We start from the raw sequence: 23,603 nt of genomic DNA, 5'->3' as shown, positions 1-23,603 counted from the left end.
CCCTTGTGTGGGTCAGACGGCTTCGGTTTCCGCTTGCGCGGCGCGTTCCGCCAGCCGCAGATAATTGCCCAGCATGCTGAGCCCCTGTTCGGTCAGCACCGATTCCGGATGGAATTGCAGGCCGTGAATGGGTAGGCTGCGGTGGCGCAGCGCCATGATCTCGCCCCGGCCGCCGTCGGCGCGCAGCGCCCAGGCGGTGGCGACCAGCTCTTCCGGCAGCGCGTCCGCCACCAGCGAGTGGTAGCGCGCCACCTTGAGGCCGTCGGCCAGGCCTTCGAACAGACCCTCGCCGTCGTGATGGATGCGCGACACTTTGCCGTGCAGCACTTCGTCGGCGCGGCGCACTTGCGCGCCGAAGGCGGCGGCGATGCACTGGTGGCCCAGGCAGATGCCGAGGATGGGCAGGCGGCCGGCGAAGCGGCGGATCGCCGCCAGCGACACCCCGGCCTCGGCGGGCGAACAGGGTCCGGGCGAGACGATCAGCGAGCGCGGCCGCAGCGCTTCCATCTCCTCCAGGCTGATCTCGTCGTTGCGCCTCACCATGATGTCCGCGCCCAACATGCCCAGGTACTGCACCACGTTGTAGGTGAAGGAATCGTAGTTATCGATCATCAAATGCATATCGCCTCCTCTTGCCGCGCCGCCGCCGCGGCCAGCTTGGCCGCCAGCAGCATCAACCGGCTTTTTTCCAGAGTTTCCTGCCATTCGCGCTCGGCCAGCGAGTCCTGCACCACGCCGGCGCCGGCCTGCACGTGCAGCCGGCCGTCTTGCAGCACGCCGGTGCGGATGGTGATGGCCTGATCGGCGTTGCCGCGCCAGCCGATATAGCCGATGGAGCCGCCGTAGACGCCACGCGAATGCGGCTCCAGCTCGGCGATCACTTCCAGCGCCCGCACCTTGGACGCGCCGCTGAGGGTGCCGGCCGGGAAGGTGCTCTTGAGCACGTCCAGCGCCTGCGCCTGCTGCGGCAGCTTGCCGGACACGGTGGAAACGATGTGCATGACGTGGGAGAAGGGCTCCACGGTCAGCAGTTCGTCCACTTGCACGCTGCCCAGCTCGGCCAGCCGGCCCAGATCGTTGCGCGCCAGGTCCACCAGCATCATGTGTTCGGCGATTTCCTTGGGATCGGCCAGCAGTTCGCGGCGCAAGTCCTGGTCTTCCGCCGCGTCCGCGCCGCGGCGGCGGGTGCCGGCCATGGGCCGGCTGGTGATCCGCTCGTCTTGCTGGCGGAACAGCATCTCCGGCGAGGCGCCGACGATCTGGGCGTCGCCCAGATTGAGCAGGTAGCGGTAGGGGGTTTCGCCCAGGCCGGACAAGGCCCGGTACAGCGTGGGCGCGTCGGCGGCGAAGGGCTGGCTCATGCGTTGGGACAACACCACCTGCATCACGTCGCCGGCGGCGATGTAGTCCTTGATCCGGCCCACCGCCTGCTGGAAGTCCTCGCGCGCAAAGGCGTAATCCAAGGCGGGGTCCGCCGTCGCGTCCGCGGCGAAAGCCGGCGGCGGCGCGGACGGCTCCGCCAGCAGCGCGCGGGTTTGCTCGCACAAGCGCAGCAAGCGCTGTTGGCCGCGGGCGTAGCCGGCCGCCTCGGCGGCTTCGTGGACGATGCAGTAGACGCTGGCCTGCTGGTGGTCCAACACCAGCAAGTCCAGGCTCAGCCATTGCAAGGCGTCCGGCAGCGCCAGCCCGGAGGGTTTGCGCGGCTGGCGGCGCAGCCGCGGCTCGATCAGGCGAGTGGTTTCGAAGCCGAAATAGCCGAACAGGCCGCCGGAAAACGGCGGCAAGGCGCTGAAGTGCGGCGCGCGCCAGCCTTGTTGCAGCTTGGCCAGCTCCGCCAGCGGGTCCGCGCACTCCAGTTCGCGCAGCAGCTGGCCGTCGCGCCAATGGCGCAACCGGCCCTCGTCCAGCTCCACCCGCTCGCGGCAGGGCAGGCCGATCACCGAATAGGCGCGCTGAAACGCGCCGTCCCGCCAGTGACCGGTTTCAAACAGATAGTCCTGGCCCTGGTTGGCCAGCGCCTGGTACAGCGCCAGCGGGTCCGCGCCCGCCGGCAGCGGCAGGGTCCGCCACAGCGGCGCCAGGCTGAAGCCGTGGTCGCCGTAACGCAGAAAGGCCTCTTCGCTCAGCATACTTTTTCCTCCTTGCGCTCCGCCTGTTCCCGGGCGGCCAGCTGCGCCATCGCGCGCCGGTCCGGCTTGCCGTTCTTGTTCAGCGGAATCTCCTCCAGCGCCAGCACCAGCGCCGGGCGCTTATAGCTTTCCAGATGGGCTTCCAGCGTGGCGTGCACCAGGCGCACCAGCGCCTCGCTGTCGTCGCCGGCGCGCAGGATCAGCGCCGGGCGGGCTTCGCCGTCGCGGTCCGGCGCGGCCACCACGTAGGCGTCGCCCAGTTCCGGCAGCAGCGCGGCCAGCAGGTTTTCGATTTCCACCGGCACCACCCAGCGGCCGAACACCTTGAAGCGGTCGTCCTCGCGGCCGTGGAAGCTCAGATAGCCGTGCTCGTCGCGGCTGAACAGGTCGCCGGTGCGATACCAGCCGTCCTGGAAGCGCTCTTGCTCCTCCTGCGGACGCCGCCAGTAGCCCAGCGCGCGGCTGGGCGCCTTGACCAGCAGCACCCCGCATTCGCCGGCCGGCGCGTCCCGGCCGTCGGCGTCGACGATGCGCGCCTCCCAGCCCGGCAACATGCGGCCGACGCTGCCGGCGCGCAGCGCGTCCGGATAGCTGGTGGCGAACACATGGCACATTTCGGTGGCGCCGATGCCGTCGTGCAGATCAAAGCCGAAACGCTGACGCCAGCGCCGCGCCAAAGGCGCGGACAGCGGGGCGCCGGCGGAGAAGGCCAGCCGGATCGCCACATCGGACGGCTCCAGGCCGTGTTCCAGCAGCAGCCGGTACAGGGTGGGCACGGCGAACAATACGGTGGGTCGGAACTGGCGCAGCACGCCGGCCACGCGTTCGGCCGACGGCCAGGCGCCGTCCAGCACGCCGCAAGCGCCCAGATACAGCGGGAAGAACAGGCTGTTGCCCATGCCGTAGCCAAAGAAGGATTTGGGCACCGAGTACAACACGTCGTCCGCGCCCAGCCGCAGCTGGCCGGCGGCGAAGTGCGAGCACACCGCCAGCATGGAGCGGGCGCTGTGCACCACGCCCTTGGCCTGGCCGGTGCTGCCGGAGGTGTATTGAATCAGCGCCGGCGCGTCTTCCGGCTGACGCGCGAAATCGTCCCAATCGTCGTCGGGGCTGTCGCCGGCCAGCCATTCCAGATGAGCGCCGGCGTCCAGCAGCCGCAGCTTGGCCGCGGCCGGCCACACCGCGATCTGCGAGGACTGGCCCAGGCACAGCGCCGGAGCGGCGTCGGCCAGCAGATGGTGGAGCGAGGCGGCGTCCAGCCGCGGATTGGCCACCACCGGCAGCGCGCCCACCGCCAGCGCGGCGTAAAAGGCCACCGCCAGCTCCGGGCCGTCGTCCAGCGCGATCAGTACGCGCTCGCCGGCGGCCACGCCTTCGGTTTGCAGCCAGGCGGCCTGACGGCGCAGCGCGCGGTTGAGCTGGCGGTAGCTGAGGCTGAAGCCGGGGCCGACGAAGCAGAGCCGGTCGCTGTCCGGCCGGCTGGCGGCCAGGCGCTCGGCCAGATTGATCAGCGGTTCCGGCGCGGCCGCGTCCTGCGCCGGCCGCGCCGCCGCGCCGGAGGGCTGGGTCAGCGCGGCGATCAGCCGGTCGGTCAAAGCCAGCGCCTGGCGCGGATTGAGCCGCGGGTCGCAGCTGCTGTGGTAGGCGCGGCCCAGGTCTTCCTCGGCCAGCGCCTCCGGTCCGCCCAGGCATTCGGTCACGTCCAGGGCGCTCAATTCCAGGTGCACGCCGCCGGCGTGGCTGCCGCAGTCGCGGTGGGCGGCGAGGAAGGCCTCCACCTCGGCCAGGATGTCTTCATAGCGCCGGGTCTTCACGCCGTTGGCCGCCTGCACGCCGTTGCCGTGCATCGGGTCGCACAGCCACAGCACTTGGCGGCCTTCCGCGCGCACCGCGTCCAGCAGCGCCGGCAGGCGCTGGATCTGCGCCGCGCCGAAGCGGGTGATCAGGGTCAGCCGGCCGGCCTCGTTGTCCGGGTTCAGCGCGTCGATCAGGCGCAGCAGTTCCTCGCGCTCCATGCCGGGGCCCACTTTGACGCCGACGGGATTGTTCACGCCGCGCAGGAATTCCAGATGCGCGCCGTCCAGCTGGCGGGTGCGTTCGCCCACCCACAGGAAGTGGCCGGAGCCGCAATACCAGTCGCCGCGCTCGTCTTGCTGCAGCTGGGCCTGTTCATAAGGCAGCAGCAGCGCTTCGTGGCTGACGTAGTAGCCGCTGTCGCGCGGCGCGGCCTCGCGGTCCAGGCCGCGCAGGTAGTTGAGGCTGGCGGCGGCGTGGAAATAGGCGGATTCCAGCCGCTGCGGGTCGTGGGCGCGCGCGGCGGCGGCGAATTCCACGCCGTTGATGATGTCGCCGCGATAGCTGGGCAAGCTCAATCCGCCCAGCGCTTCCTGCGGCTGGCTGCGCGGCTTGGCGTACTGGCCGGCGATGCGGCCGATGCGCAGCACCGGGCGCTGCAGCGCCTGGCCCAGGTCCGCGGCCATGCGTTCCAGCAGGCGGTAGTGGCCGCCCAGCACGTCCGGCCGCAGGCCGGCGAAGCGCTCGGCGCAGTCTCCGGCCTGGATGACGAAGCCCTCTCCCCGCGCCACGCCGGCCAGCGCGGCGCGCAGCCGGCGGATTTCGGCGGAAGGCACCAGATTGGGATAGGCGCTCAGACGCGACAGCACGGCATGCAGCGCGGCGCCGTCGTCGTAATCGGGCATTTGTGTGTGCGGTTTCGCCTGCCAGCTGCTTGGGCTCCAGGCTTTGGATAGTGTCAGCATCGTGATCTCGTTTATCGGGTGCTGATTGGGAAAAGCCCGCCCGGCAAGAGCCGCTTGCGCCGGGCAAGGCTGGCGGGCCGCGCCGCCCGGGGGGGCGGGAGACGCGGCCGGGCTTCAGGCGCTCAGTTCCTCGCGCAGCGCGATGCCGCCCAGGTTCTGCAACAAGGGCGCGTTCTCGCAGGCCAGGTAGACGCACTCCTCCGCGCCGGTGTTGACGTGCTGGTGCTCGGCCCAGACCGGCACGTAGATGGCGTCGCCGGCGCGCCACGGCACCTGGCGGTCGCCGATGCGGGAATAGCCCTGACCCTGGGTGACGTAGATCACCGTCTCGTAGTTGTGGCGGTGCAGGCGGGTGGACTCGCCCTCTTCCAGCCGGCCTATGGTCAGGCTGATGGTGCGGCTGGGCAGATCGACGATGTGCACCTTGTGCTTGCGCTCGGAGGAGAAGGCCTGGTCGCCGCCCTGGCTGGCCGCCATCACCTGCTCGTGGCTCAGCCGCGCCGGCAACTGGGCCTGCAACTGGCTGGGCACGCGCCAGAAATCGGCGGAGGAGAAATGGCCGGCCGGGGCCGGGGCCGGGGCCGCGGCGGGCGCGGCGGCCGGCTGCGCCTGGCAATGCGCCCAGATGGCGTCGAACATCGCCACGCGGCGGGCGATCAGCTCGCGGCCCACGGCGATGGCCTGCTCGCGGCGCGCGTCCTGGTCCAGGGTCAGGCGCTGCATGATGGCCAGCATGGTCAGCGCATGGTCTTCGTCTTCCTCGATGTGCAGGCTGAAGAACTCGGTGGCGTCCTCGCCGAAGCCGTGGTGTTGCAGCGCTTGCAGGATGGGGCGGTAGATCAGCGGCACGATGGCTTCCGCGCCCAGGCACATCGCGGCCAGGCCGGCCAGCGCGTCCGAGGACTGGCAGTGGCCCATCATGGTGTCCACCATCGCCAGGGTCTGCGGCAGCGGCGCGTGCGAGGCCGGCGCCGCGCCCACCACGCGCAAGGTGCGCTGGAACATTTCCGCGTGGGTGATGGCGCTGCCGCCGTCCACGCCCATTTCCTCGCGCATGTTTTCCATCAGCGCCATCACGTCGGCCGGGTCGCTCAGCTGGCCCATCAGCGCGCACAGATAGCGGGTGAAGTGGCGCGAGTAATGGCTGTGCTGAACCAGCAGGGTGCGCACGGTGGCCAGGCTGGCCTCATTGCGTTCCAGCGCTTGCAGCAGCGGGTGTTCCACCAGGCCCTGCAGGTCTTCCTCTTTCAGCCAATCGGCCCAGATCAGGCTCATGCCTGCGATCAACGGGGTCTTGCTGCCGCTTTTTTCCAACAATGCTTCCATGTCCATCTCCCAATCGAAGTGTGCGGTTCGCGGCGCGGAAAGCGCCGCGGCGTCCAGGTGTTGCGGTGTTGCGAAATCAGGCCCGGGCAAAGCGCAGCGCCGGGTTGCGCCAGCTCAGGAACAGCAGCCCGGCGGCGGCGCAGCCGGCCGGGAACAGATACATGCCGGCCCAGCCCAGCCGGTGGATGGCGATGCCGCCCAACCAGGAGCCCAGCGCGGCGCCGAAGAAGAAAACCGTCATGAACAGGCTGTTCAGCCGCGAGGCGGCGGCGGGGTCTATGCCCAGCACCCGGCCCTGGGCGATGGTCTGCACCGAACGCACGCCCAGATCGGTCACCATCAGGAAGGCCACGATCATCAGCACCTGGCTGCCCAGCCAGACGCCGGCCAGCGAGGTGGCGGCGATGCCGACGCCCAGCAGCGCGATCACGCCGTGCCAGTCCAGCCGGCGCTGCAGCCATTGCGCCAGCCACGGCGCGCGCAGCGCGGCGATGGAAGTGAAGGCCAGCAGGCCGGTCTGACCGGCGTTCCAGTTCAGGGTGGCGTGGGTCAGCGAGGACAGATTGGCCCAGATGCCGTTGGAGGCGGCGAAGAAGCAGGCGGCCACCAGCGCCAGCCGGCGCAGCTCCGGCAGCTTCAGCCACAGTGCGCCCTGCTGGCTCAGCATGCGGCCGTAGCGCAGCTGGCCGGCCAGCGGCACCTCGCCGATGCAGCCGCGCAGCGCCAGGCCGATGACGAAGGTCAGGGCGCCCACCGTCAGATAGATGCCGCGCCAGCCGATGTGCTCGCCGCCCCAGCCGGCCAGCACCCGCGCCAGCAGCAGGCCGGCGAACAAGGAAGTGAGCAGGCTGCCCACCACCCGCCCGCGCTGCTCCGCCGCCAGCGCCTTGGCGCTGTAGGCCAGCAACAGCTGGCCTGCGATGGACAGCAGGCCGGCCAGGCCGCACAGCAGCACCATCAGCCAAGGCGACGGGGCGATGCCCACCAGCAGCAGCACCGCGCCCAGCGCCAGCATGGTGGCGGGGATCAGCCGGCGCGGCGCGATCATGTCGCCCAGCGGCAAGCCCAGGATCAGGCCGGCGCCGTAGCCGAACTGCGTGGCCACCGACAGCCCCCACAGCGAGTCCGCGGACAGGCCGAAGGAGACGGCGATCAGCTGCGTCATCGATTGGTGGTAGACCACCGCCGCCACGGAAAACCCGGTGGCCAGGCAATAGAGGGTCAGCGCCCAGCGGGACAGGGCGTTTTGAGAGGTCATGATGTGTGTCCTTAGGCGCGGATCAGTCGAATGACAGCGCCAGTGTTGAAGTCAGCGGGCGGCTGCGGCAGCTGAGCACATAGCCGGCGGCCACCTCCTCGGGCGCCAATGCGTGCGGCGCCTCCATGTCCACTTCGCCGGCCAGCACCTGGCAGCGGCAGGTGGCGCAAACGCCGGCCTTGCAGGAGTAGCGCGGCGTGACGCCGGCTTGCAGCAGCGCGTCCAAAAGGTTGTCCACCGGCGCGCCCAGTTCCACCTGGCGCTGCATGCCGTCCATCCTCACCGTCACCCGCACCCGCTCCGGGCTGTCCGCCAACGCGCGCTCGGCGCGGGCCGGACCGGCGGCCGGGGCCGCGGCGTAGTGTTCGCTGCGGACGCGTTCCGGCGGCAGGCCGCTCTCGCTCAGCGCCTGGCTCACCGCCGCCATCATGCCGGCCGGGCCGCAAACGTAGGCGTGGTCGATGGAGGCCGCCGGCAGGCAGCCGCGCAACAGCGCCAGGCAGCGCTCGCGGTCCAGCCGGCCGTTGAACAGCTCGATGTCCTGCTCTTCCGCGCTGAACAGATAGATCAGGGACAGCCGCGCCGGGTAGCGGTCCTTCAGCGTCGCCAGCGTTTCACGGAACTGCAGCGAGGCCAGATTGCGGTTGCAATAGACCAGGGTGAAACGGCTGAGCGGCTCGCGCAGCAAGGTGGCCTGCAAGATGGACAAGACCGGGGTGATGCCGCTGCCGGCGGCGAAACCGGCGTAATGGCGGGCCGTTTCCGGCGCCGCCGGCAGGCCGAAGCGGCCGGACGGCGGCAAGGCCTCCAGCATCGCGCCCGGCCCCAGGCTGGCGTGCGCCCATTGCGAGAAGCGGCCGCCGGCCACCCGCTTGATCGCCAGCTGCAGCTTGGGCGCGTCCGGCGCGTTGCACAGCGAATAACTGCGGCGCACTTCCTCGCCGTCCAGCCAGGCGCGCAGGGTCAGATGCTGGCCCGGCTCGTGGCGGAAGCGGTCGCGGTGTTCTTCCGACGGCTCCAGCGTCAACAGCAGACTGTCCGGCGTGTCGCGCTGGATCTCGGTCAGCTGCAAAGGGTAAAACTGCGGCATGACGGCTTCCTCATAAACTCTTGAAGTGCTCGAACGGATTGCGGCAGGCCTCGCACTGGTACAGCGATTTGCAGGCGGTGCCGCCGAATTCGCCCTGCGGGCGGGTGGCGTCGGAACCGCAGCGCGGACAGGGCACCCGCGGCGCGGCGACGGCGACGAAGCTCAAGCGCTGCCAGCCCGGCTCCGCCGGCAAGGGCGGGGCGATGCCGGCGGCGCGCAGCTTGGACCGGCCGCTTTCGCTGAGCCAGTCCGTGCTCCAGGCCGGATGCAGCCGCGTTTCCAGCCGCACCGCCTCCACGCCCCGGTCTTGCAGGGTCTGGCGGATATTGCTGTCTATCTGCGCCTTGGCCGGGCAGCCGCTATAGGTGGGCGTCACCACCACGCGCAGCGCGTCGTCCTCCCAGCGCACGTCGCGCACGATGCCCAGGTCCACGATGGAGACGTAGGGCATCTCCGGGTCCGGAATGCCGGCCAGCCATTCCCAGACGCGCTCGGTGCCGCTTTGCACCTCCAGGCCGTGCACCCGGCTCACCAGCCGGCTCCCGGATGGGCGCGGGTCAGAAACTGCATTTCCATCAGCAGGGCCACCAGCGCCTCGCCGTGCGCGCCTCGCTTGCCGCCGCTGACCGCCGGCGCTGCGCGCGGCGGCTCCAGCGTGGCCGCGGCCAGCACTTCGTTGACGTAGGCCAGCCATTCCGGGTACAGCGCGGCCAGATCGCAGCCCACGCCCTGGGCCAGCATCGCCTGCTCCAGTTCGTCCATCTCGAACAATTCGCCCACGTAATGCCAGCAGCGTTCCAGCGCCAGCCGGCAGAATTCCCGGCTTTGCCGGCTGCCGTCGCCCAGCCTCACCACCCAGCCGCTGCTGCGGCGCAGGTGGTAAGTGGCCTCTTTCAACGCCTTGGCGGCGATGGCGGCCACTTCCGCGTCCGCCGAATCCGACAGCTCGCGCAGCAGCAGGCAATGCCAGCTGTCGAACAGGAACTGGCGCATCTGGGTGTCGGCGAAATTGCCGCGGGTCAGCTCCACCAGCAACACGTTGCGGAAGGCCTGGGCGTCGCGGCCATAGGCCAGATCGTCCTCGCTCTGCGCCGGCGTCAGCCCGCGGCCGGCGGCGTCCAGCCACAGCCGCGCCTGGCCCAGCAGGTCCAGCGCCACATTGCTCAGCGCCAGGTCTTCTTCCAGCGTGGGCGCGTGGCCGCACCATTCGCATAAGCGCTGCGACAGGATCAGCGCGTTGTCGCCCAGGCGCAGCAGGTATTCCGCGCGCAGGTTTTTCAATTCCGGATGCAGGGTCACAGGTGTTGCACTCCCTCTGGCACCTCGTAATAGGTGGCGTGGCGGAAACCCTTGTCCGCCGCGGTCTCGAACCACGGCGCGCGCTCCACCTCGCCGCTGCTCACCAGGTCTTCGGCGGCCACCAGCCACAGGCTGACGAACTCGCCGCGGCGGGTGAACACATCGCGCGCGTGCTGCAGCGCCATCGCCGCGTCGCTGGCCTGCACGCTGCCCACGTGGCGGTGCGCCACGCCGTTCTGGCTGCGCGCGAACACTTCCCACAGCTTCCACTCATGCATCTCGTTCTCCTTGCGGCCCCGCCGCCAGCTTGGCGGCGTGGCAGGCGGCGGCTTCTCGCACCCAGGCGCCCTCGTCCCAGGACCGGCGACGGCTGGCGAGACGCTCGCGGTTGCACAGGCCCTGGCCCCGGATCACCCGCTTGAATTCGTCCCAGTCGATGCGGCCGATCTCGTAATGCCCGGTGTCCGGGTTGAAGCGCAGATCCGGGTCCGGCACCGTCAAGCCCAGGTGCAGCACTTGCGGCACGGTCTGATCGACGAACTTCTGGCGCAGGGTGTCGTTGGAATACAGCTTGACGCCCCAGCGCATCGAGCGCTGCGAGTGCACCGAATCCTCGTCCGGCGGGCCGAACACCATCACCGTCGGCCACCACCAGCGGTTGAGCGCGTCCTGCGCCATCCGCCGCTGCGCCGGCGTGCCCTCCGCCAGCCGCCGCACCAGATCGAAACCCTGGCGGTGGTGGAAGCTCTCCTCCTGGCAGATCCGCACCATGGCGCGGGCGTACGGGCCGTAGGAACAGCGCGACAAGGGCACTTGGTTGACGATGGCGGCGCCGTCGGTCAACCAGCCGATCATGCCGACGTCCGCCCAGCTCAAGGCTGGATAATTGAAAATATTCAGATACTTGGCCTCGCCGGCCAGCAGCTGCCCGTAAGCCTGCTCCCGGCTCAGGCCCAGGCTCTCCAGCGCGCTGTACAGATACTGGGCGTGGCCGGCCTCGTCCTGCACCTTGGCCAGCAGGATGCATTTGCGGCTGAGGCTGGGCGCGCGGGTGATCCAGGCGCCCTCCGGCAACATGCCCACGTATTCGGAATGGGCGTGCTGCGCCATCTGCCGCTGCAAGGTGCGGCGGTAGGCCTCCGGCATCCAGTCCTGCGGCTCTATCTTTTCGCCGCCGTCTATCCGCTGTTGAAACGCCTGCTCCAGCGCTTCCAGGTGCTCCGTCGTCGCCATCGGTCAGCCCCTCAGGTAATCCAGCAGGCTTTGCGGCTCCGCCGCCGCCTCCGGCTGACGGTCCAGGGACTGGTTCCAGCGCAGCGCGCTGAACACCTCGCGCAGGCCGTCGTCGTAATCGCGCTGCCAGCTCCAGAACTGCTCGCGCGCCACGCGCTTGAGCACCTTGCCGGTGGAGCCCACCGGCAGCGCGTAATCGTCGCCGAGCACGCCCACGCACACGGTGTAGTCCGGCAGCGCGCCGCGGCCCTTGAACGGGAAGCAGTCCAGCGCCTGGCGCAGCACCTCGTCCGCGTCCAGCGCCGCGCCGGCCTTGCCGCGCGCCAGCACCAGCACCGCCTCTTCGCGCGTCGGCCCGCGCGAAACGCCGATCACGCTGACGTCGAACAGATCCGCATGGCTCAGCAAATGTTCTTCCAGCAGCAAGGTGTAGGCCGGCTCGCCCAGCGGCGTCGGCACCGCGTCCACGATGCGGTCCAGGTGCACGAACTCGCCGTTGTCCAGGCGCAGGCCGATGTCGCCGGTCAGCCAGTAGCCGTTCAGCGTGGTCAGCGCGGTCAGATGCGGCTGGCCGTAATAGCCCGGCGTCACCGTGGGGGAACGCACGCCGATATAGCCCGGCTGGCCGTCCGGCAGCAGCTCGCCCTGCGGGGTGAGCACATCGCAGCGCGCGTAGGACGCCGCCGCGCCCACGGTGCGCTTGCTGGCCACCTGCTCCGGCGTGGATACCTTGAAGAACTGCGACATGCCCAGCTCGGACGCGCCGAACATATCGGTGAAGCGGCCCCGCGGCGCCAGGCGCAGCAGTTGGCGGATGTGCGCCTCGTGCGCGGTGTCGCCGGTGTTGTAATAACGGCGCACCGAGTCGAAATAGCCGTCCGGCAGGTTCAGTTCCGCGAAGGAGGCGTAAGTCTGGGAAAACGCGGTGACGATGGTGGGCTGGAAGCTGGCGATCAGATTGGCCGCCACTTGGCCGGTTTGCGTCGCCAGCGCCAACGCCGGCAATTGCAGCATGGTGGCCGTCATCAGATAGCTGACGCCGGCCGCGTGGGTGGGCGGCATCGCGGTGGCCAGCTTGTCCTCGTCTTGCTCGACAAAGCCGCGCAGGCGCTCGCGCTTGCCGTTGAAGAACTGCGCGTGGCCAAACAGCACCGCCTTGGGAATGCCGGTGGTGCCGGAGCTGTGGCACACCATCACGATGTCCTCGTCCTTCACCGCCGCCGGCCAGCCGGAGGCCGGCAGCGGCGCCAACGCCACCGCCGCGCCGGCGTTGAAGCCCGCGTCCAGCGCGGTGAGGCCGCGCAGCGCGCCGGCCAGGTCCCAGCGCGCGTCGGTTTCCTTGTCGTAGACAAACACGTCGAAGCGGTTGCGCTGCGCGTACAGCGCCGCGATGTCGGCGCGCAGATGGCCGTTGATCAGCACCGGCACGCAGCCCAGGCTGCCCAGCGCCAGGAAATGCAGGAAGGACGGTATGCCGTCGCCCAGGAACAAGCAGACATGCCGCCCCGCCTGGATGCCCTGCTGGCGGTACCAGGCCGCCAGATCGCTCACCAGATGGAACAGGCTGTCCAGGGAAAAGGACTGATAGGCGTTGCCGCGCGGGCCGATAAAAGGCTTTTCCAGGAACAGATAGTCTTCCCGGCTGCCGCCGTAGGCGGCGTGGGCCTTGAACAGGAAATTGCCGGCGCCCAGTTCCGGATCGTTGAACAGCGCGTCCCAGGCTTGCTTTTTAATCAGGTGGTCCATGTCGGTGTGTGTCTGCTGGCGTTGGTTTAGCCCGCCGCTTGCGGCCAGGCGGGAGGGTGGACTGTCTGCGAGTCCGCTCGCGCTCTCGCGAGCGGACCCCTGGTCAGGCGCTTACTGACGCATGCCGACGGCGAGCCGGTTCATGCCGTTCATCAGCGCGATGGCAAAGGTCAGATCGGAAATCTCCTGATCGCTGAAATGCGCTTTCAGCGGCAGATAGGCGGCGTCGTCGGCGTGGCTGTCCACGACATAAGTCAGCGCCTCCGCCCATTCCAGCGCGGCCTTCTCGCGCTCGCTGAACTGGGCGCTGACGCGCCAGCCGGCCAGTTCCGCCAGACGGCGGTCGCTTTCCTCGCGCTCGCGCAGGGCCTTGGTGTGCATGTTCAGGCAGAAGGAACAACCGTTGATCTGGGACACGCGCAGATAGATCAGCTCGATCAGCGGCAGGCCCAGCACGCTCTTTTCCAGGCCCTGCTTCACCAGGCGGAAGCCCTGCAGCAGTTCCGGGGACAATTCGTAATAAGCAAGACGCAAGCTACTCATGATCAACACTCCTAAATTTGGATAAGGACAGGAAGCGGGCGCGGCCCGGCCGCGCCCGGAAACTTCAGACGCGGCGCGCGCCCGGCGCCGCTTCCAGCGAACTGGCCAGGTACACCAGCGCGGCGCAGGCGGCGCAGGTGAGCACGCTGAAATTCAGCGACAGCTTCAGGCTCTGGAACGCGGCCATGCTCAAGGCGAACACCAGCAGCAGCGCCGCGCTGATCCAGGCGGAGGCGCGCAACTGCACGCCCAGCAGCAGGGTCACGCCCAGCACCGCCTCCAGCGCGTTCACCGCCCAGGCCAGCACCGGAATCAGACCGGCCGGCGCCCACGGGCACAGCTTGGCCACATGGCGATAGAAGTTTTCCATCGTTCCCCAGGACACCCCCAGTTCGCCCATATGGCCCCAGAAGCCGAAGCGATCCGCCACCGCCGACAAGAACGCCGCCGCCAACGCGAACCGGGCCAACAGCAACACCGCCTTCCAGGCGCTTTCCTTTTGCATGCCTAAACCTCCCAATCGATATGGATGCCAACCCGCGACGGCGCGCCGCCAAGTTATGCAATATGGATTGCACTGTAATAGACATACTCGATACGCATAAGGGACAAGAATGAATTTTCCGACCATGACAAAGCGCATGACGGAATTTGTAAACTGGAAAGACGGCGCGCGGATCGCCAGTCGGAAAGCCGCACAAACCATTGAAAAGAAAAGTAGATTTAACCCATACAAGATCGCGCGGACCGGAACCGCGCCGACGCCCGCGCCGCAAGGACATGACCCCCTAGCCGCCACGCCGGCATGACCCCGTCCGCGCCGACGCCTGTCCGGACGGACAGCCCGCCACGGCAAAAACACCCTTTACCCGCCGCCCCTGCCGCGCTTAGATGACAAGCTTATCCACAGCCCAAGGCAAACCATGCGCCGCTTCCTGCTCCCCCTCCTCGCCGCCGGCCTGACCCTGGCCGGCGCCGCCCAGGCCAAAACTTTGAATTTCTCCGGCTACGTCTGGGAAGTCCGCAACCAGATCCAAAGCGGCCCCGGCCCCAACGATTGGGACGAGAACAACGCCTGGGTGGACGCCCAGGGCCGGCTCCACCTGAAGATCGCCCAACGCGGCGGCAAGTGGAGCAGCGCCGAGGTCTACCTGCCGCAGCGGCTGGGCTTTGGCCGCTACCAGTTCAAGCTGATAGGCCGGCCGGACCTGTTCGACGACAATATCGTGCTGGGCCTGTTCAACTACCCGACGCCGGACGTGGGCCCGGACGCCAGCAATGAAATCGACATCGAATTCGCCCGCTGGGGCAACCGGCAAAACCCGATGGGCAACTACACCGTCTACCCGGCCGTGCCCGGCCCCAAACCCACCTCCTACGCCTTCGAACCGCACCTCAACGGCGACTACAGCACCCACCGCTTCAACTGGAACGCCAGCCGGGTGCTCTACCAATCGCTGCACGGCCACCAGGACGGCGACCTGTATGAAATGGCGCGCTGGAACTTCGCCCCGGCGGACCCCACGCGCCTGGTGCCGCAGCAGCCGCTGCCGCCCCACATCAATCTGTGGCTGTTCCAGGGACGGCCGCCCAAGGACGGCAAGGAAGTGGAGATCGTGATCAAGGAGTTCTCCTTCATCCCGGCCGCCGCCAAATAAGACCCGCTAACAAAACCCCTGATCCTGCGTTGCGCCTCCTTGTCGTACTACTTGTACTGCCTGCGTCGGCGCGCCTTGGCTCAGGTGCGCTGTGCGGTTTTGTTAGCGGCTCTTAGCGCGCAGCGGCGTTTCGCGAAGAGAGCGGAAATGAAAACCCGGCCTGGCGGCCGGGTTTCGCGCTGAGAGCGGCTAACAAACTCAGTTTCACGTCTGAGGCAAGGCGCGCCGACGCAGAAAACGAAGTTTCTGCGAAGCTACAGTACTTGAGTACGGCAAGTCGGTGCATCGCAGCATCAGGGGTTTGTTAGCCGCTCGGAGAACAAGACGCGTCAAAGCTTGATCATGGCCAAACGCTTAGGCCAATAACGCTCCAACAAGGCAAACAGAATGGCCGCGGTCTCCACGTCCATCACCCCGCGGTAATCGCCGGCGCGGAAATGCATCTGGAAGGCGCGCACCAGGGCGGCGAAACCGGCGTCGCCGCCCGCCGCCGCCGCCTCGTAGCCGTAATGCTTGAACGCCTCCAGCATCTTCTCCCGGCCGGGCAAGCCCTGCTGCTGGAACTGCCGCGCGTATTTGCGCTGCGTCTCCGCCTCCGGCCACGCGCCCACCCCGGCCAAGTGCAGTTCCCGCCACGGGAACATCGGCCCCGGATCGCTCTTGCGGCCCACGGCGATGTCGGAATGGCCCAGCACGTTCACCGGGCTGATGTCCGGATAGCGCGCCAGGATGTTCCGCGCCAATTCCGTCACCGCCGCCACCTGCTCCGGGTGATAGGGCGGAAACACCATGCCGCCCTTGTCCTCCCGCGCCAGATTGACGATTTCCACGCCGATGGATGAATCGTTCAGATTGCTGCGGCCATCCCAGGCACTGGCGCCGGCATGCCAGGCGCGGTCGTTCTCGTCCACCAGATTGAACAGATTCATCTGCTTGAAGCCGGCCTGCTGATAGCTGGGGTCGCAAGGGTCCGGCGCCAGATAATGCGCGCTCACCTGGCCGGAACCGGTCAGCGCTTTGATGGAGCCGGCGAAGTCCAGCGCAGTGTAATGCAGGATCAGGAAACGGACGCGTTTGTTGAAGCCTTGGACCGAGCGATAGGTATTGAACAGGATGGGCGTCATGAAGAATCTCCAGGAGGGGAATGGGAAGGGATGCGGCCGGCCAGACAGCCGGCACATAGAGTCTGAGTCCCCCCGGCCGCAGGGGTTCGGCGGGGGTGACGGGCGTCAGTTCAGCGCGAACGGGCCGCGACCCGCTGCAAAACCGGCGTCAATCGCGCCCCCCGCCCGGCGGCCGTCCGGTCTTAGAGTCCAGGCCCTTGGCCGCGGCCAGCTGCTTCATCAAGGCTTCCGACGGTTTTTCCGGCGGCACATTGGCCTTGAACGCCTCCAGCCACTTGAGCTTGCCGTCCCAAGCCGGCAGCGGGGCCGGCGGCAGCGGCACGATCTCGTCCAGATCCAGCACCTTGGGGTGGGCGTAGGAGTAGTCGCTGAGAACTCCGCCGATCAATTTATAGCGACGAATCCGTTCTTCGTCTTTTGGCAGCCCCAAATATCTATACCGATTGGCTATGTCGTTACTATCAATAGATGGAGTAGCAAACCCATTTGCTAGAAACGCTGCCGCACCTTCATCCCCCAATCTAGTAGCAATTTGAAAATACTTGATAGCTTCTGCAAGTTTCCCTTCACTCATCATTTGAACAGCATACTCTTTCGCTGCTTTGGCATGCCCTTGCTCTCCAGCGCATCTAATCATCTGATTGCCAATAGCAAACGGTCCTGGCTGCGCGTTCGTCAAACCCGTCAGCTTGTCTCCCACCAGATACTGCGCCTCCGGGCTGCCCAGGTCCGCCGCCTTGCGGTAGTAGCGGTTGGCCAGCTCCTCGTCCTGTTTCACGCCGTAGCCGGCCTTCAGATAACGCCCCATATCGTAGTAGCCGCCGGGAATGCCGCGGTCTATCAGCTCCTGAGTCAGGTCCAGCGTTTCCTTGACCGGGTCCTCACTGCGCGCCGTGCCCCGCCCTATCATGTCGCGCAAGTCCAGATTGGCCTTGTAATGGCCGTGAGCCGTGGCGATGCGGTAATAACGCTCCATCTCCGGGAAACGCAGCGGGTCTTCCTTCTCGATCTGCTTCTTCTGCAACCAGCGGGCGTAGCGGTATAGCTGCTCCGCTTCCGGGGTCAGAGCCGGCAGATGGTCTTTCTCATACGCGCAGTTGAAGGCCAGCTTGGCTTCGACTGCTTTCAAATCCGGCACGGAACGCTCCTTGGCGCCGCAGGCGGCCAGAGCCCCCAACAGCGACAAGGCGTACAGCGTTTTAACCATGCTTGCCGTTCAGCGGCCGCCCGGTCTTAGGATCCAGGCCCTTGGCCGCGGCCAGTTGGCTCATCAAGGCTTCCGACGGTTTTTCCGGCGGCACATTGGCCTTGAACGCCTCCAGCCACTTGAGCTTGCCGTCCCAGGCCGGCAGCGGGGCCGGCGGCAGCGGCACGATCTCGTCCAGTTCCGGCACCTTGGGGTGGGCGTAGGAGTAGTCGCTTAGCACTCCCATAATGATTAGATAACGTTGCCGGCGTTCATCGTCCTGTTTTAACCCCAGATCACTCCACTGCTTCTTCTCTTCCGTATTCGGGCCGAAACCATCTCCTAAATTCAATGCAGCAGTTGCATCCCCCCATTTGGTTGCCAGCTGAAAGAATACAATCGCTTCATCATTTTTCTTCTTGTTTTTAAGATGAACCGCATACTCTTTCGCAGAAATCGCGTGTCCTTGCTCCCCCGCACATTTCATCATGCTATAGCCAATGTTGGATGGCATGGAGCCAGGCTCCAGATAGGTCAGCTTATCCCCTACCAGATACTGCGCTTCCGGGCTGCCCAAGTCTGCCGCCTTGCGGTAGTAGCGGTTGGCCAGTTCCTCGTCCTGCTTCACACCGTAACCGGCCTTCAGATAGCGCCCCATATCGTAGTAGCCGCCGGGAATGCCGCGGTCTATCAGTTCCTGGGTCAGGTCCAGCGTTTCCTTGACCGGATCGTCGCTGCGCGCCGTGCCTCGCCCTATCATGTCGCGCAGGTCCAGATTGGCCTTGTAATGGCCGTGAGCCGTGGCAATGCGGTAATAACGCTCCATCTCCGGGAAGCGCATCGGGTCTTCCTTCTCGATCTGGTTCTTCTGCAACCAGCGGGCGTAGCGGTATAACTGTTCCGCCTCCGGGTTCAAAGCCGGCAGATGGTCTTTTTCATACACGCAGTTGAAGGCCAGCTTGGCTTCGACTTCTTTCAAATCAGGCACGGAACGCTCCTTGGCGCCGCCGCAGGCGGCCAGACTCAGGGTAAGAATCAGGGTAAAAATAGCTGGCTTAGTCACTATTGCTCCGGGCTGGGTCTGTGCGTAGGAACTCACGAAGAGGAGCGACGGGAGGGCGTTGATCTTTAAATGCCGATTTATTTTCATCCAAGATGTTCCGCCATTTCTCATAAGTCATCTTTGCATCAGTCTCTTTATCCATCCGGGCAGGGTTTGCCCCACCGCGGTGATTTGTATGCCTCCCCCACAACTCCTGACGTAGCGGCTTGGAAATTTCCGGCCGGTCCAGCGCAATGTTCAACTCGCTGTCCACCTGCATGCTGCGGGTGTTGATATTGGCCGAGCCCAGCGTCAGAAAAGCATCGTTGATGATCATCAGCTTGGCGTGGATGTAAACCTCGGACCAGCCCACTGCGGGAGTGACCAGCGTCGGCACGGTCTTGCCAACACCGTGGTTGTAACGCTGCGCGTAAACCGCCGGCTTGATTTCGGAGTCCATCGCCACGATCGAACAAATATGGGTTTTAAGGCCGGGCTGCTCAACCTCAGTCACCGGAACATCCGGCTTTTGCGCGGCCTCGTAGGCGGCCTCCGCCTGCTTGCGCCGAGCAGTGGCATCCTCCAGCTCCGTGCGGGCCTTTTCCCTTAATTTACTGGGACTAAACGCATTGGCGGTATAGATGATGCTGGCCTCGCGTTCCGCTTGCTTGGCCTGCCCCAAACGGGCTTTGACGTCATCCGCCCGTTCCTGACGCGCCACGCTGGGAATCGTATCGGCGCGTCCCAGGCTGTCCAGCATCCGGTAGGTGTTGACCGTGCCGGCGCCCACGCCGGCGTCGCTGGTATTGGTGATCACGAACAGATAGATAGGGTAAGGGCGGCCGGCCTGCTTCTGCGCCTTGGCCGCGTCCTTGATCTTTTCCGCCAGCGGTGGCCAGCGGAAGTACTGGTTTTCGATGAAGATGTAGGAAGTGACGTTGTTGACCGCCTTCAGATACAGCTTCTTGATGTCCTGTTTCTTGTATTCCGGCTGGGTGCGCAGCAGCTGCACCATGGCGGCCTTATTGGCCTGCCCATCCACCCGCGGCGCATAACTGCCGAAACCGCAGCCGGGCAACGGCAGGTCTTCCTTGGTTTCGTCGCGCCAAGCGCGGCGGAAATTGTGGAATAGATCGCCCACCGCCGGGCCGGTGATCAGGCTGGAAAAATCCTCGCGCGGCCCCACCGTGCCGTTGCGGCCCAGATTGGGCGCTTTGGGCTTGGCGCTGTGGGCATTGGTGTCCCAGTACTCGTCCAACATATTGTGGCCCATGACGAAACCGACATGGGCTTGCGCGTCGTCGTAATCCACCAACACCATTTTCTGGTGATGGCTGGGGCCCGCAGCCAAGGTGGCCCTGGTCTTTGTTTTCAGACCTTCATCATCGTAACTCTGATCCAAGATATGGTTGCGTGTACGAGGACCAAAGCCGCGGCTGCGGAAATGCAGGTGCTTGCTGGGGATGTCCGACCGCCGCTGATCCCGTGCTGTTTTTTCCGAGGCGCCGGCCGCCGGCTGATCCTCGTCATACCAGGAATACCACTGCGAATCGTATTTATACTGCTCCGGGGTTTCATAGCCCGGCTTGTCCTTGATCCCCACACTCCAGCGGCCCGGGGTTTGCGACTCCTCTACCGTGGCGCCGGTGCTGTTGACGTACAAACCGAGCGGTTTTGAAGCGAAACACAGCACCCGCACCTGCACGCCCTGTTTGGCCTTGTGCTCCAGCAGCTTGCCTATCTGCGCCGGCACGGCTTCCGCGATGTCCGCGTACTTCACCATGTCCGCGCCCTTGCGGACGAAGTACATGGACGGCTGAAAGCCCCAGCAGATGATGCTGACGTTTTTCTTGGCCTTGGCGATGGCGTAATGCACCGCGGCAAACGCCGCCTCACCGTTGACCAGGGGCTGGAAGCTGCCCTCATGGGGCGCGTATTCGCTGGTCTGCAAAAACCAGGGCAGGGTCAAATTGGCCCGTAGCGGCTCTTTGACGCAGATCGGGGAGACTATCGTGTTCGCGCTCATTTATTACTCTCCTGCGGGCGAAGCGTCGGCCTCGCCATTCAGCAAACGGTGGTAGCGCGCGCGCGCATGCTCATCCGGCTCCACGCGGCCGTCCGGCGGCGCGCCGCCGGCCACGACTTTATGGAAGCCGGCGTTGGCCAGCGCGCCCTTGTCCGGTTTGCTCAGTTCATTGGCCACCGGGATATCGAACTTGACGCCGTTGGCCAGCTCCACCGTGTATTTTTGCGTGGTGACCGCATGTTTGACCGCCAGGTGGCCGCTTTCGTCAATGATGCCGCGCTCCACCTCGCCGCCGTCGGCATGCAGGGTATAGGGCATGCCGGTCCAGCTGCTGTTGCCGCCTTGCGGCGATTGATCCAGGCGCAGCGACAACGGCATCCTGGGAATGCTCTGCGGATAATCCGGATGCGTGACCGTCATTTGCGCCGGCCCGCTCATCTGATGGCTGGCGCCCTTCACCGACACCTTGCCGGGGCAATGCAGCTCGATATTGCCGCCGGCGATGCGGATGTAAGCACCGCCGCTGACGTTGAGCAGGATTTCCTGCTTGGCCGCCACCGTGATTCTTTCCTTGCAGGCAGTCACCGTCACGTCCTTGTCCGCGGTGACCTCGACGCTGTCGCTCTGCGCCAACATCTGCACCTTGCCCTTGGCCGCAATCAGCTTCAGCGAAATCTTGTCTTGCAGGCCGGTGACGAACAGGCTGATGTGCTGGCCCACATTGTGAATCCAGCGCCGGCCGCTGGTCTGGTTGGTGTCCCGCTCCGCCACCAGGTCCAGATTGGTGCCGGCCGCCACGGTTTGGCTTTGCTGGCTCAGGCTGGCGATGCCGGCCGGCGCGGACAGGATGAGCAAGGGCTGGCGGCCCGTCTGTTCCTTGGCGGTCTTGCCGTCCTTGTCGGTGTTGGAACCGGCTTCCCAAGCTTTCAAGGCCGTAGCCTGGTGCTGCAGATGCCCCTTATCCCCTTTTCCCGCCTTGCTATTGTCCGGATTGACCTTGTCCGGCCCGGTTTCCATAGTGTCGGCCTGCTGGCCGCTGGCGGTGTCGCCCAGGCTTTGGCTCAGGGCCAGGGCTGCGTCCAGCTGGCTTTGCGCCTGTTCGCGCGCCAGTTGCTTACCGGATGCGCCGTTCTGCGCTTCGGTGCTCAGCAGCAGCCCGTGGCCGGCGCGGATGGCGCCGTGGCTGTCGGTGCGCAGTTCGAAGCCGTCGCCGCGCGGTTCGGCTTTACCGTTGCTGCGCGGCTGGGTGAGGAAGCCTTGGTTGAGCTGGGTTTTGCCCGGCTCGCTCGACAGCTTGGCGCGGACTTCACCCGGCGTGTCGTCGAACAGCAGTTCGTTGTACTGGCCGCCCTGGTGTTCTTTGGATTTGATGCCGGACAGGGTTTTGTTGGCCGGCAAGGCGCCGGCGCCGCTGAAGTCCGGGGTGGCGTGGCTGCCGTTGTAGAGCACGCCGGTGATCACCGGGCGGTCGATATCGCCTTCGATGAAGTCGACCAAGACTTCCTGGCCGATGCGCGGGATGAATTGGTGGCCCCAGCCGGCGCCGGCGCTGGGCATCACCACCCGCAGCCAGCAGGAGGATTTGTCGTCCATCCCTGCGCCGATGCTCGGGTGTTCGTCCGGCCGCTGCCAGTGGAACTGCACCTTGATGCGGCCGTGCTGGTCGGTGTGGACTTCTTCGGGACTGTTCGATCCGGCATCACTGCCTACCGGGCCCACCACCGTCGCGGTCTGCACGCCGCGGGACTTGGGCTTGGCCAGTTCGGTATGGGCGTAGGCCGGGGTCAGCGGCACGCCGCGGCGCTGGGCGTCGAAGTCGGCGCGGAAGGGTTGGGCGTCCTCGGCTTTTGCCAGCGCTTTGAGGTCGGCCGGCAGGTTGTTGCGCGCGCTTAAGGCTTGGCGGGTAACGACGAATTCGCGCTGTTCGCTGCTGTCGCCGTCGTGGGCCGGATGGTCGTCCAGGCGGAACCATTGGCCGGCGGCCAGGCCGCGCACCGAACCGCCGCCGCTGAATTGCTTGGCGTTGAGGTCGTGCGCTTGCTGGCGCAGCTGGGCGTAGTGGCTGAGCTGGTCGGCGTCGCCGGCGTAGTACAGCGATTGCGGGTCGTAGTCGTGCAAGGAGGATTGCAAGGCCTTGCCGTTCTGGCCCTGGTCGATGCGGCTGTCGTCGCCGCTGTGCTGGGTCTGCACCGGCTGATAATCGAAGCTGGCCAGCGCCACCGCGCCGGGCACGATCTGGCGCTGGGCGTTCCACTCGGTCAGGCCGTCCTCGGCCTCGGTGGCGTCGCTGCGGTGGAAACGCACCCGCTCCACCCCGGCCGGCGGCAGGCTGTAGGGGTCGTCGAAGGCGACCAAGCGCACTTGTGGTGTGTCGCCGTCCAGGTGATCGAAACGCCAGGCGTAACCCTCTTCGTGCAGCAGGCGCACGATGAAGTCGTAATCGCTCTCGCGGTATTGCAGACAGTAGCTGCGCGGCGACGCCGGGCCGGTCTTGAAGTCCTGGGCCTGGACGCGGGCGAACACCGGATTGGCCTGCTGATGCTCACTCAGAATCTGCGTGACGATGTCCGGCACCGACTGATCCTGGAACACCCGCGAGCTGACGCGATGACGCAGCAGCGCGAACGGCGGCTCAATGGTCAGCTGATAACGGCTGAAGCCGCCGTCCGAGCCCAGGCACTCGGCCTTGGACACCACGCCGCAGCGCAGGCTCTCCGCGCCGGCGGCGTCGAGGATGCCGAGCCGGGCCGGCAGGCCGAGCAGGCTCTTGAGTTCGATCTTGCCGTCCGGAGACAAACAGGTCAGCTGGTAGGCGTAAGACCGGGACACGCCTTCTTCGCCGGCCAAGCTCAGCGGCAGCAATTGCTCGGCCGCCACGCTGCCGTCGCCCAGGCTGAGGGTGAGCAGGCGCTGGTCCTGGTTGAAGGCGGAGGCGAAGCTGGCGAGCAGGGTGCTGGGGTCCATGGGGCGGTCCTTCGAACTATCCAAAATCAAAACACCCCCAAACCAGCCTTATGCAAAGCCCCCATGGCGACGGGCTTCGACCTGGTCTGCGGATGGGGGCCTTGAGGCGTAATGAGGGTGGAGATGACAAAATTTGAGTCAAAACATTTTAGATAACCGGCACTTAGCGGACAATCCTATAAAATTGCCATTTTCACAAACCTGTCCAAAAGGACAGGTT

20 protein-coding genes are annotated in these 23,603 nt (G+C 66.3%); 2 read left to right on the top strand and 18 right to left on the bottom strand.

Annotated elements, in window-relative coordinates; genetic code table 11:
• Positions 1-12: 12 nt before the first annotated feature.
• From JC616_RS00880 to JC616_RS00820, 13 genes are all read right to left on the bottom strand, one after another.
• On the bottom strand, positions 13-621 hold the full coding sequence (locus JC616_RS00880) for an anthranilate synthase component II (protein ID WP_227106229.1): 609 nt from the start codon (positions 619-621) through the stop codon (positions 13-15).
• Positions 612-2,129, bottom strand: coding sequence for an anthranilate synthase component I family protein (locus tag JC616_RS00875; protein WP_227106227.1), 1,518 nt, complete (start codon positions 2,127-2,129; stop codon positions 612-614). The genes JC616_RS00880 and JC616_RS00875 overlap by 10 nt, the downstream gene beginning before the upstream one ends.
• Positions 2,123-4,888 (bottom strand): 3-deoxy-7-phosphoheptulonate synthase, encoded by a 2,766-nt coding sequence (locus JC616_RS00870; protein ID WP_227106225.1) that lies wholly within the window; start codon positions 4,886-4,888, stop codon positions 2,123-2,125. The genes JC616_RS00875 and JC616_RS00870 overlap by 7 nt, the downstream gene beginning before the upstream one ends.
• 114 nt (positions 4,889-5,002) lie before the next feature.
• Positions 5,003-6,214 (bottom strand): iron-containing redox enzyme family protein, encoded by a 1,212-nt coding sequence (locus JC616_RS00865; RefSeq protein WP_227106223.1) that lies wholly within the window; start codon positions 6,212-6,214, stop codon positions 5,003-5,005.
• Between the two features lie 76 nt (positions 6,215-6,290).
• A complete protein-coding gene (locus JC616_RS00860; protein WP_227106222.1) occupies positions 6,291-7,472 on the bottom strand; it encodes an MFS transporter in 1,182 nt (393 codons plus the stop codon).
• Between the two features lie 22 nt (positions 7,473-7,494).
• Positions 7,495-8,562 (bottom strand): 2Fe-2S iron-sulfur cluster-binding protein, encoded by a 1,068-nt coding sequence (locus tag JC616_RS00855; protein WP_107801433.1) that lies wholly within the window; start codon positions 8,560-8,562, stop codon positions 7,495-7,497.
• A gap of 10 nt (positions 8,563-8,572) precedes the next feature.
• A complete protein-coding gene (gene paaD / locus JC616_RS00850) occupies positions 8,573-9,094 on the bottom strand; it encodes a 1,2-phenylacetyl-CoA epoxidase subunit PaaD (RefSeq protein ID WP_227106221.1) in 522 nt (173 codons plus the stop codon).
• A complete protein-coding gene (paaC, locus tag JC616_RS00845; protein WP_158274401.1) occupies positions 9,091-9,861 on the bottom strand; it encodes a 1,2-phenylacetyl-CoA epoxidase subunit PaaC in 771 nt (256 codons plus the stop codon). Before paaC ends, paaD begins: the two co-directional genes overlap by 4 nt.
• The gene (paaB, locus tag JC616_RS00840; protein ID WP_019104274.1) at positions 9,858-10,139 is read right to left on the bottom strand and encodes a 1,2-phenylacetyl-CoA epoxidase subunit PaaB; all 282 of its coding nucleotides are present in this window, start codon (positions 10,137-10,139) and stop codon (positions 9,858-9,860) included. The genes paaC and paaB overlap by 4 nt, the downstream gene beginning before the upstream one ends.
• Entirely contained in the window at positions 10,132-11,094 is a 963-nt protein-coding gene (gene paaA, locus JC616_RS00835) for a 1,2-phenylacetyl-CoA epoxidase subunit PaaA (protein ID WP_227106220.1), read from the bottom strand. The genes paaB and paaA overlap by 8 nt, the downstream gene beginning before the upstream one ends.
• Before the next feature lie 3 nt (positions 11,095-11,097).
• On the bottom strand, positions 11,098-12,840 hold the full coding sequence (locus JC616_RS00830) for a class I adenylate-forming enzyme family protein (RefSeq protein WP_107801429.1): 1,743 nt from the start codon (positions 12,838-12,840) through the stop codon (positions 11,098-11,100).
• 111 nt (positions 12,841-12,951) lie between these two features.
• The gene (locus tag JC616_RS00825) at positions 12,952-13,383 is read right to left on the bottom strand and encodes a carboxymuconolactone decarboxylase family protein (RefSeq protein ID WP_019104277.1); all 432 of its coding nucleotides are present in this window, start codon (positions 13,381-13,383) and stop codon (positions 12,952-12,954) included.
• A gap of 64 nt (positions 13,384-13,447) precedes the next feature.
• Positions 13,448-13,888: a MauE/DoxX family redox-associated membrane protein gene (locus JC616_RS00820; RefSeq protein WP_227106219.1), complete on the bottom strand. Its 441-nt coding sequence runs from the start codon at positions 13,886-13,888 to the stop codon at positions 13,448-13,450.
• Positions 13,889-13,997: 109 nt separating this feature from the next.
• Here JC616_RS00820 and JC616_RS00815 point away from each other — a divergent pair, with 109 nt between their 5' ends.
• The gene (locus JC616_RS00815) at positions 13,998-14,192 is read left to right on the top strand and encodes a hypothetical protein (protein WP_227106218.1); all 195 of its coding nucleotides are present in this window, start codon (positions 13,998-14,000) and stop codon (positions 14,190-14,192) included.
• Between the two features lie 114 nt (positions 14,193-14,306).
• Positions 14,307-15,041, top strand: a complete 735-nt coding sequence (locus tag JC616_RS00810) for a glycoside hydrolase family 16 protein (protein ID WP_227106217.1) — start codon at positions 14,307-14,309, stop codon at positions 15,039-15,041.
• A 329-nt stretch (positions 15,042-15,370) separates the two neighbouring features.
• Here JC616_RS00810 and JC616_RS00805 read toward each other — a convergent pair whose 3' ends face one another.
• From JC616_RS00805 to JC616_RS00785, 5 genes are all read right to left on the bottom strand, one after another.
• Positions 15,371-16,165, bottom strand: a complete 795-nt coding sequence (locus JC616_RS00805; RefSeq protein ID WP_227106215.1) for an N-acetylmuramoyl-L-alanine amidase — start codon at positions 16,163-16,165, stop codon at positions 15,371-15,373.
• Positions 16,166-16,313: 148 nt separating this feature from the next.
• Positions 16,314-17,372: an SEL1-like repeat protein gene (locus JC616_RS00800; protein ID WP_227106213.1), complete on the bottom strand. Its 1,059-nt coding sequence runs from the start codon at positions 17,370-17,372 to the stop codon at positions 16,314-16,316.
• Entirely contained in the window at positions 17,365-18,414 is a 1,050-nt protein-coding gene (locus JC616_RS00795) for an SEL1-like repeat protein (protein ID WP_227106211.1), read from the bottom strand. Before JC616_RS00795 ends, JC616_RS00800 begins: the two co-directional genes overlap by 8 nt.
• On the bottom strand, positions 18,407-20,419 hold the full coding sequence (locus JC616_RS00790) for a phospholipase D-like domain-containing protein (RefSeq protein WP_227106209.1): 2,013 nt from the start codon (positions 20,417-20,419) through the stop codon (positions 18,407-18,409). Before JC616_RS00790 ends, JC616_RS00795 begins: the two co-directional genes overlap by 8 nt.
• A gap of 3 nt (positions 20,420-20,422) precedes the next feature.
• Positions 20,423-23,383: a type VI secretion system Vgr family protein gene (locus tag JC616_RS00785; RefSeq protein WP_227106207.1), complete on the bottom strand. Its 2,961-nt coding sequence runs from the start codon at positions 23,381-23,383 to the stop codon at positions 20,423-20,425.
• Between the last annotated feature and the right edge of the window lie 220 nt (positions 23,384-23,603).

It is taken from the genome of Chromobacterium rhizoryzae, from assembly GCF_020544465.1.
Classification (GTDB): Bacteria; Pseudomonadota; Gammaproteobacteria; order Burkholderiales; family Chromobacteriaceae; genus Chromobacterium.
This window is presented reverse-complemented; position numbering and strand designations above follow the sequence as displayed.

Coding starts and splice junctions, on each gene's coding strand:
- JC616_RS00880 (WP_227106229.1), bottom strand. CDS start 621: ATGCATTTGATGATCGATAACTACGATTCCTTCACCTACAACGTGGTG.
- JC616_RS00875 (WP_227106227.1), bottom strand. CDS start 2,129: ATGCTGAGCGAAGAGGCCTTTCTGCGTTACGGCGACCACGGCTTCAGC.
- JC616_RS00870 (WP_227106225.1), bottom strand. CDS start 4,888: ATGCTGACACTATCCAAAGCCTGGAGCCCAAGCAGCTGGCAGGCGAAA.
- JC616_RS00865 (WP_227106223.1), bottom strand. CDS start 6,214: ATGGAAGCATTGTTGGAAAAAAGCGGCAGCAAGACCCCGTTGATCGCA.
- JC616_RS00860 (WP_227106222.1), bottom strand. CDS start 7,472: ATGACCTCTCAAAACGCCCTGTCCCGCTGGGCGCTGACCCTCTATTGC.
- JC616_RS00855 (WP_107801433.1), bottom strand. CDS start 8,562: ATGCCGCAGTTTTACCCTTTGCAGCTGACCGAGATCCAGCGCGACACG.
- paaB (WP_019104274.1), bottom strand. CDS start 10,139: ATGCATGAGTGGAAGCTGTGGGAAGTGTTCGCGCGCAGCCAGAACGGC.
- paaA (WP_227106220.1), bottom strand. CDS start 11,094: ATGGCGACGACGGAGCACCTGGAAGCGCTGGAGCAGGCGTTTCAACAG.
- JC616_RS00830 (WP_107801429.1), bottom strand. CDS start 12,840: ATGGACCACCTGATTAAAAAGCAAGCCTGGGACGCGCTGTTCAACGAT.
- JC616_RS00825 (WP_019104277.1), bottom strand. CDS start 13,383: ATGAGTAGCTTGCGTCTTGCTTATTACGAATTGTCCCCGGAACTGCTG.
- JC616_RS00820 (WP_227106219.1), bottom strand. CDS start 13,888: ATGCAAAAGGAAAGCGCCTGGAAGGCGGTGTTGCTGTTGGCCCGGTTC.
- JC616_RS00815 (WP_227106218.1), top strand. CDS start 13,998: ATGAATTTTCCGACCATGACAAAGCGCATGACGGAATTTGTAAACTGG.
- JC616_RS00810 (WP_227106217.1), top strand. CDS start 14,307: ATGCGCCGCTTCCTGCTCCCCCTCCTCGCCGCCGGCCTGACCCTGGCC.
- JC616_RS00805 (WP_227106215.1), bottom strand. CDS start 16,165: ATGACGCCCATCCTGTTCAATACCTATCGCTCGGTCCAAGGCTTCAAC.
- JC616_RS00800 (WP_227106213.1), bottom strand. CDS start 17,372: ATGGTTAAAACGCTGTACGCCTTGTCGCTGTTGGGGGCTCTGGCCGCC.
- JC616_RS00790 (WP_227106209.1), bottom strand. CDS start 20,419: ATGAGCGCGAACACGATAGTCTCCCCGATCTGCGTCAAAGAGCCGCTA.
- JC616_RS00785 (WP_227106207.1), bottom strand. CDS start 23,383: ATGGACCCCAGCACCCTGCTCGCCAGCTTCGCCTCCGCCTTCAACCAG.